The sequence below is a fragment of the uncultured Amnibacterium sp. genome (assembly GCF_964245895.1).
Classification (GTDB): Bacteria; Actinomycetota; Actinomycetes; order Actinomycetales; family Microbacteriaceae; genus Amnibacterium.
In genome coordinates, this window is sequence record NZ_CAXTOQ010000033.1 from 19,245 (window position 1) to 27,205 (window position 7,961).

8 protein-coding genes are annotated in these 7,961 nt (G+C 69.7%); 1 reads left to right on the plus strand and 7 read right to left on the minus strand.

The window, feature by feature from the left end; all coding sequences use genetic code 11:
- Nucleotides 1-867, plus strand: coding sequence for a PhzF family phenazine biosynthesis protein (locus ACFE60_RS07015; RefSeq protein ID WP_375388134.1), 867 nt, complete (start codon nt 1-3; stop codon nt 865-867).
- A gap of 200 nt (nt 868-1,067) precedes the next feature.
- Here the strand turns inward: ACFE60_RS07015 and ACFE60_RS07020 are convergent, their stop codons facing one another.
- The 7 genes from ACFE60_RS07020 to ACFE60_RS07050 form a co-directional block, all read right to left on the minus strand.
- Entirely contained in the window at nt 1,068-1,364 is a 297-nt protein-coding gene (locus ACFE60_RS07020; protein ID WP_375388135.1) for a LacI family DNA-binding transcriptional regulator, read from the minus strand.
- On the minus strand, nt 1,297-2,304 hold the full coding sequence (locus tag ACFE60_RS07025) for a Gfo/Idh/MocA family protein (protein ID WP_375388136.1): 1,008 nt from the start codon (nt 2,302-2,304) through the stop codon (nt 1,297-1,299). Before ACFE60_RS07025 ends, ACFE60_RS07020 begins: the two co-directional genes overlap by 68 nt.
- A gap of 10 nt (nt 2,305-2,314) precedes the next feature.
- Nucleotides 2,315-3,184 (minus strand): alpha/beta hydrolase, encoded by an 870-nt coding sequence (locus tag ACFE60_RS07030; protein ID WP_375388137.1) that lies wholly within the window; start codon nt 3,182-3,184, stop codon nt 2,315-2,317.
- A 205-nt stretch (nt 3,185-3,389) separates the two neighbouring features.
- Entirely contained in the window at nt 3,390-4,484 is a 1,095-nt protein-coding gene (locus tag ACFE60_RS07035; RefSeq protein ID WP_375388138.1) for a PucR family transcriptional regulator, read from the minus strand.
- Between the two features lie 135 nt (nt 4,485-4,619).
- A complete protein-coding gene (locus ACFE60_RS07040; RefSeq protein ID WP_375388139.1) occupies nt 4,620-5,411 on the minus strand; it encodes an ATP-binding cassette domain-containing protein in 792 nt (263 codons plus the stop codon).
- A gap of 17 nt (nt 5,412-5,428) precedes the next feature.
- Complete coding sequence (locus tag ACFE60_RS07045) at nt 5,429-6,382, minus strand: ABC transporter permease (RefSeq protein WP_375388140.1); 954 nt, start codon at nt 6,380-6,382, stop codon at nt 5,429-5,431.
- 172 nt (nt 6,383-6,554) lie between these two features.
- A complete protein-coding gene (locus ACFE60_RS07050) occupies nt 6,555-7,580 on the minus strand; it encodes a substrate-binding domain-containing protein (RefSeq protein ID WP_375388141.1) in 1,026 nt (341 codons plus the stop codon).
- Nucleotides 7,581-7,961 lie beyond the last annotated feature (381 nt).

Genomic DNA, 7,961 nt, shown 5'->3' on the forward strand with positions numbered 1-7,961 from the left:
ATGGACGTCCCATTCTTCTGGATCGACGTGTTCGCCGACCGCCCGCTCACCGGGAACCCGCTCGCGCTGGTGCCCGACGCGGACGCGCTCGACGCTCGGACGATGCAGGCGATCGCCCGCGAGTTCAACCAGTCCGAGACCACGTTCATCGTCGCGCCCGACCTGCCGAAAGCCGATCATCGGCTGCGCTCGTTCACCCCGGCCGGAGTGGAGGTGCTCGGGGCGGGGCACAACGCCATGGGCGCCTGGATCTGGCTCGCGCAGGCGGGACGGCTGGACCCCTCCAGGACCGCGTTCATGCAGCAGATCGGCGACGAGCTGCTCGAAGTCGAACTGACGCGGACCGACGGCGGCCCGGCCGTGTCGATGACGCAGTCGCCGCCGACGTTCGTCCGACACGTCCCGCCCGACGCGTCGGTCGCCGCCGCCCTCGGGCTCACGGCCGACGACCTCGACCATGTCCAGGGAGCGGAGGTCGTGTCCACCGGTGTGCCCCACCTGCTCGTGGCCGCCCTGTCTCGAGCAGCGGTGGATCGCGCCGTCCCGGACGCGCGGGCGCTGCTCGACGAGCTCGCGGCAACCGGCGCGGAGGGCTGCTTCCTCTATACGGTCGAGGGGGACGAGGACGCGTACGCGCGGTTCTTCAACCCGACCGTGGGGATCGCCGAGGACCCCGCGACGGGCACGGCAGCGGGACCGCTGGCCGCGCTCCTCCTCCGAGCGTCGGCGGCGCGCAGCGGGACGGTGGTGATCGAGCAGGGCACCGCGCTCGGCCGCCCGAGCCGGCTCGAGGTCGCCGTCGACGGCGACCTCGTCCAGCTGCGCGGCTCGGGCGTGCTCGCGGCGCAGGGAATCCTGCGGTTGTGAGCGGAGACGCCGGCGCAGCACCCGGCCCGGCCGATCCTCGAGCCGCCCGCCCGCCCGCTCGGCCGGATCGAGACACGACGCCTCCACGGGACTCGCACCCGTCCGTCCGGCGGATCAGCCACTCGCTTCCACGGGGCGGCGCCGTCCGAACGCCTGGCGAATAACCCGTCGGACGCGCCCGGATCGGGGGACGCCCTCCATCAGCGCGGGTGGGCAGGTCCGTCCGGCTGCTGTCGATCCCGTGTCCGACGCAGCTGACGCGCTGCTTCGTTCGGCTCGTACTGGAGCAGCTCGATCGCCCGCAGCACCCGCTCCCGCGTCCGAGCAGCGACAGCGCTGTGCTCGTTGATCACCCGCGAGACCGTCTGGTACGACACCCCGGCCGCCAGCGCGACCTCTCTCAACGTGGAAGGCATGGTCCTGCCGACCTCACCGCACCGGCCGACGGGCCGGATCCTCGCCCGGGTACACGAGATCGATCTGCGCTCTGATGTCATCGAGGGTCGCCATGATCGCGATGGACTCCTCGCTCGGCATGCGCGGGCTCCGCCTCGAACCGGTCGACACCAGGCGCTCGAGCTCGGTCGCCTGGAAGTGCATTCCTCGGCCGTCGACGTCCGACTCGAATCGCTCGGTCGCTCCACCCTGCGCGTCGAAGACGGTGAACGAGGTGGCGGCGTACCACACCTCGTCGATCTCGATGCGGCCGCGGGTGCCGGTGACGACGGCACGGTTCGCGCCCGGGGCGTTGAGGGCGCAGTGCACGAGGGCGAGTCGATCACCGCCGTAGCGGATGACGGCCGCGGTCTGGGCATCGACCCCCGTGGAGGTCGGCGTCGAGGTCGCACGGACCTCGAGCGGTGCGCCGAGCAGGTCGGAGGCGAACGACACGGGGTAGATGCCGAGGTCGAGCAGCGCGCCGCCGCCCAGCTCGAGCGAGTTCAGGCGGTGAGCGGGGTCGTCGGACAGCCACTGGGAGTGCTCAGCGGTCACGCTGACCAGCTCGCCGATCGTCCCCTGGTCGATGATCTCGTGGATCCGCAGCATGTGCGGCAGCCACCGGGTCCACATCGCTTCCAGCACGACCAGTCCGAGGTCGTCCGCCGTCGCGACGATCTCCTCCGCCTCGGCGCGGTTGAGCGCGAACGGCTTCTCGAGCAGCACGTGCTTGCCTGCCAGCAGGGCGAGCATCGCGTGATCGCGGTGCAGCGGATGCGGGCTCGAGACGTAGATCACGTCGAGGTCGGACGAGGCCACGAGCTCCGGGTAGGAGCCGTGGGCGACCGGGACACCGTGAGCACGGGCGAAGCGCCGCCCTGCCTCGGCGTCCCGCGATCCGACGGCTCGGACGTCGAAGCCGGCCCGTACGAGATCCCTCACGAACAGGTCGGCGGCGAACCCGGTGCCCAGGACGCCCCAGCGAAGGCCGTGCGTCATCCGGTCCTCCTCACGGCCGGAGGAACTGACGGAGCCAGTAGACCTGCTCGTCCAGCGCTCGCCGGGAGATCTCCGCATCCGGGACCAGCTGGTCGAAGCCGTGGTACGCGCCGGCGACCTGATGGAGCTCGACCGGGACGCCGCCGCGCATCAGCGCCTGCGCGTACTCGATCGCCTCGTCGCGGAGCGGGTCGTGACCCGCTGTGACGATGCAGGCGGTCGGAAGCCCGGCGAAGTCCTCCTCCCTGCCGGGTGCCGCGTACTTGGAGTTCGGTACCGAACCTGCGCCGTACTGGTGCCACATCGCAGCGTTGTTGATGTTGTCCCAGACGGGGGTGTCCGAGAAGCGGGTCATGGAGTCGGTGCCCATCCGATCGTCGATCACGGGGCAGATCAGCAGCTGCAGCGCGATCCTGGGGCCGCCGCGATCGCGCGCGAGCAGCGCGATCGACGCGGCGAGCGCGCCGCCCGCGCTCGATCCCGCGACCGCGACACGGGCAGGATCCACGCCGAGATCGTCGGAGTTCCGAGCCATCCACTCGAGGGCGGCGTAGCAGTCCTCCAGCCCGGCGGGGAACGGGTGCTCCGGTGCCAGCCGGTAGTCCACCGACAGGACCACGCACCCCGCGTCCGCGCTGTAGCGGAGGCACCGCGCATGCTCCGACTCGAGATCGCCGATGACGAAGGCGCCGCCGTGGAAGAACGCGACGCCCGCGACGGTGCGGTCGCGATCGACCGGCTCGTACACCCGGACGGTGATGTCGAGGCCGATCTCGGACGACGGGATCCGCCGGTCCTGGAACCGGACCCGTCCGGCGGTCTCGGCGAACGCGGACGACTGGTCCTCCCTCAGGGAGGAGAGGTTCGCTCGTGAGCCCACCGGATCGCGGATGTCGTTGCGTTCGATGAGGACACTCGCTGCTGCGAGTTCTGGATCGATCACCGCTGGTAGCCCGTCCGCCCGTTGGTCATGGCTCGGGATGGGGAACCCATCCGAGCCCACTGTCGCAGCGGCTGGCGATGCGGTGATCCGCGGGGTGGAGGATCTTGATCCGACAGATGTCGACTGCTCCATCGCGGGGCACCTAGGCCGACTGAGCGACCCGGAGCAGCCACAGCGACATCGAGACCTCGAACCGCACCGACGGTTCGGCGAGGTCGAGGCCGAGCTTGCGCGAGGCGTTCTCCAGCCGGTTCGCCAGCGAGCTGTGGTGCAGGTTCAGCTCCGCGGCCGCGGAGCGAAGGCTGGTGTGCCTGCAGAACGCGTCGAGGGCCTTCAGCTCGGCGCGTCCGACGTCGGTCTCGAACATCACCTCGAACCGTTTCACCAGGTCGTCCTCGAGCGCGGTCTCCGGGGTGATCGCCGCGATGTGCTTGACCGCTCCGAGGGAGTCGTAGTCCACGACCTTCGGACCGAGCTCCCGCGAGCACACGCGGACGGCCTGACGGGCCGCACGCAGCGATCGGACGGCCTCCGCGGCCGCGACGCTCGGTCCGAGTGCGACCAGCCCCGGCCAGGAGCTCAGGGATGCGATGGAGACCGAGTCGGCGTCCTGGCAGATCGCGACGATCTGCTCCTCGTCGAGGATCGGGACGGTGCACCGGACGCTGCAGGCGCGGCTCCAGGCCTTGACCACGGGAGCCACCTCGGCCAGCGGAGCCGAGTCCTTCAGCACGATGGCACGGACCCGCCAGTTCGGCCGGAATCCGAGCGCGTGCGCGTGCGCCACGCGATCCTCCTCGGAGGTCTCGGCATCGATCAGCCGGTGCACGGACGCCGTCTCGGCCCATTGTGCCTGCCCTGGATCTCGGTCGAGGACGATCGCGGCGGACAGCGCCATCCGCTCGACCACCAGATCGGCCAGGGCGGAGTTCTTCGTGTCGGGGAGGATCCAGACGACGCCGTTGACGCCCCTGTCGGTCGCGACCCTCTGCACCCGGGCCATCGAGGGGATCGACGAGCCGAGGGGGCGTCCGATCGCATCGAAGCTCCAGCTCTCGCCCCCCGACTCGCTCGAGTAGCCGGCGGGTGCACCGATCAGGCGCGCGGTCGACCGCACCAGCGCGTGCGGCGAGCTGCGGTGCTCGACGAGCTGGTCGAAGAAGGCGACCACGCGGAGCGCGTTCTGGGCCTCGGATCCCTCGGCGGAGATCCGCTTCAGCAGACCTTCCATCGTCATCTGCCCCTCTGGCGGCCTCCGGAACGACTGATCGGCACCACCACGTCGCGTCGTTGCGAGCCGGCTGACCGCACTCTATTCCCGGAGCGCGGTGCTCGAGGCCGCGGATGCCTCCCGATCGCCGGCCCGGACCCGTCAACCGACGGCGGAGTCGACATGCTCCCCGGCGGTGAGCAGTCGTGACAGCTCCTCGCCGCCCGACATCAGCTCCATGAGCTCGCCGGCGGTCCTCTCGCCGCGGGCGAACTGCGCGACCGACTCCCCGCGCCGCAGCACGACGAAGCGGTCCCCGGTCGCGTGGGCGTGGTAGCCGTTGTGCGTGATGAACAGCACCGCGACACCACGGCTGCGCACCCTCTCGATCAGCCGCAGGACCGTCGCGGACTCACGCAGTCCGAGTGCCGCGGTCGGTTCGTCGAGGACGATCACCCGCGCGCCGAAGAAGGTCGCGCGTCCGATAGCGAGCGCCTGGCGCTCGCCGCCTGACAGCGTTCCCACGAGCTGCTCCGCGTCGGTGACGCGCCGGATCCCGAGCTCGCGCATCTCGCGCAGCGCCCATTCGTTGGCTTTCGCTCGATCGAGCGTCTGGAACGGCCAGCGGCCTCGCAGCGGTTCTGCTCCGAGCACGAAGTTGCGTCCCACCGTCATCAGGGGAAGCGTCCCGACGTCCTGGAACACCGTGGAGATCCCTGCGGCGCGGGCCTCGCGGGGCCCCGCGAAGAGCGTCGGCTTCCCATCGACGAGGATCGTGCCCTCGGTCGGGTGGTCGAGTCCGGTCAACATCTTGATCACGGTCGACTTCCCGGCGCCGTTCTCGCCGAGCAGGCAGAGCACCTCGCCCGGAACGAGCCGGAAGTCGAGGTCCTTGACCGCCTCGACGCCGCTGAACCGCTTGCTGACGTGCTGGAACTCGACGACGGCTTCCACGGACGGTGCCTCCCGGTTCATGACTTCCCGATCGCGAGACGTCGCAGCCGGGAGTTCGTGAGGACTGCGAGCAGCAGCAGCACCCCGACGAACAGCTGGGTCAGGTTGGTGTCCCAGCCCAGGTAGAAGACACCGAGCGAGACGATGCCGTAGGTGAGCGAGCCGAACACCGCTCCGACCGCCGAACCGTAGCCGCCGGTGAGGAGCACGCCTCCGATGACTGCAGCGGCGATCCCGGAGAAGACGAACTGGGAGCCCAGCGTGACGCTGCCGTTGGCGAACAGGAGGGTCTGGATCGTTCCGACGAGCACGGCGCCCAGCGATGTCGCGACGAAGAGCGTGATCTTGACGCGATCGGTCGGCACGCCTTGCGACCGCGCTGTCGCCTCGCTGCCGCCCGTCGCGTAGATCCAGTTGCCGAAGCGCGTCCGTCTCAGCACGAAGGTCGCGATGAGGACGAGGACCACGCACCAGACGATCGAGGTCTTGAACCCGTTCCAGCTGCCCGCGAACACGGCCTGCGCGGACGGGGTCACGCCGGCGGTCACGGTCGATGCGCCGGTCAACGCGTTCGCCGCGAACAGCGTCAGACCTGCCAGCATCAGCATCATCGCCAGGGTCACGATGAACGAGGGCAGCTTCGTCTTCACCACGATGACGCCGTTGACCAGACCGACGATCACCGCCAACACCGCGGAGATCGCCACGCCGATCCACGCCGACGACTGGAAGTAGCCGCTCACGGTCGCGACGGTGATCGACGTCAGGCCGACGACCGATCCGATGGAGAGATCGAACTCCCCGGCGATCATCAACATGCTCAGCGGGATCGCCACGACACCGAGCTCGGCGGCGTTCGAGAGCCAGCTCGCTGTCGCGTCGACGCTCAGGAACCCGCCGGACTGCCCGACGACGGCGAAGAAGATGAAGATGAGGACCGCGGTGATGGCGCCCCCGGACTCGGGCCGCACGAGCAGACTCCGCCATCGGGGGACTCCCTGCGCGCGCTCGCGCGGGGGCTCCTCCTGTGCCGGTACTCGGTTCGCCGCAGAGCTCACCGTGCCGGTCGACTCCGCTGTGGACGCCATCGCCTTGTTCGTCACCGTGCTCACTTCACCGTCGTCGGGAGGTAGGGGGTCAGGATCAGCTCGCGCCGATGACCTGCGGATACTTCGCAGCGACCTTGAGGATCTGGTCGATGTTCTCGGAGTTGATCAGGTGCGGTCCCGTTACGACCTGCCCGATCGGGTGGAGTCCGAACTTGACGTACTGCACCGCTGCGAGCACGCCGTAGTAGCCGTCGAGGTAGGGCTGCTCGTCGAGTGCGAACGCCAGCGTCCCGTCCTTCACGGCCTGGAGGCCGGCCTTGTTCGTGCCGAGCACACCGATTCGGATCTTCCGATCCGGTACTGCCGCTTTGGCCCCGGAGCTCGCCTCGTTCCCGTGCTGCGGGCCGAGGGTCATGATGCCGTCGATGTCCGGATGGGTCTTGAGGTAGGCACCGATCGACGCCGAGTTCTTCGTCGGATCGTTGTTGTCAGCGGCGGCGAGGTTCAGGACCGTCGAGGTCGCGCCCTTGCTCCTCGCGCCCTCCTTCGTCGCCGCGCAGACGGTCGCCAGATACGGGTTGTCGGGGATGTTGTTCACGCACAGGATCGACTTCGCCCCCTGGCGGGCGAGCTCCGCGCCCGCGACGTCGCCGATCTTCTGCGGGTCCGGACCGATGTAGCCGAACGCGCCGTCCGCCTCCCAGTTGTCCCGACCGGACTGATCGACGTAGACCGGGATCTCGGCGGCGATCGCCTTCTTGATCTGCGGGTCGACAGCGCTCGTGATGAAGTCGCCTACGACGATGGCGTCCGGCTTGTCGGCGATCGCGGTGTCCATCGTGGTGACGGACGTCTGCTCGATGTTCGCCTCGTCGATCGGGATCCACTTGACCTTCACGCCGAGGTCCTTGCCCGCCTGCATCGCGCCGGCGTACATCGGCGGGAAGGTCGGATCGTTCAGCGGGCCGGAGACGAAGTCGATGCGGATCCCCTTGTAGAGCCCGGACGATCCGGACGTGCTCGGGGAGTTGGCCGTGCAGCCGGCGAGCACGAGCGCGGCGGCGGCCGCTGCCGCGATCGGCAGACCGCGGCGGCTTCGCCGCAGGATGCTGCTGTTCATGAAGGTGATGCCTCTCGATTCGTTGTGGTGGCGCTTCGGGTGCGTGCAGGGGACGACGCACCGTCGCGGTGATGGCCGGCGCGGAGGGCCCCCTCCACCATGCTGCGCATGGTCCCCCTCCCCCGCAAGCGGGAGAGGAGCCGACGCGGCGCCATGAATCCTCCCCCGTGCAACGCGGGAGGGGGACCGTTCGTAGGACGGTTGAGGGGGCCGCGCCGTGAAAGGCGAAGCAGGCAGCGGCTTGATCCCGATCGCCGGCGCCACCGCCGAGATCGCCTCCGACGGCAGCCTGACGCTGCTGCCCGCCGGGCCGGACCAGGGCATTCCATCGCGGTTCCGGCGCAGCCGCAGCTGGGCGCGCAGCCTGTTCGGAACGCCGCT

Coding starts and splice junctions, on each gene's coding strand:
- ACFE60_RS07015 (WP_375388134.1), top strand. CDS start 1: ATGGACGTCCCATTCTTCTGGATCGACGTGTTCGCCGACCGCCCGCTC.
- ACFE60_RS07020 (WP_375388135.1), bottom strand. CDS start 1,364: ATGACATCAGAGCGCAGATCGATCTCGTGTACCCGGGCGAGGATCCGG.
- ACFE60_RS07035 (WP_375388138.1), bottom strand. CDS start 4,484: ATGACGATGGAAGGTCTGCTGAAGCGGATCTCCGCCGAGGGATCCGAG.
- ACFE60_RS07050 (WP_375388141.1), bottom strand. CDS start 7,580: ATGAACAGCAGCATCCTGCGGCGAAGCCGCCGCGGTCTGCCGATCGCG.
- ACFE60_RS07025 (WP_375388136.1), bottom strand. CDS start 2,304: ATGACGCACGGCCTTCGCTGGGGCGTCCTGGGCACCGGGTTCGCCGCC.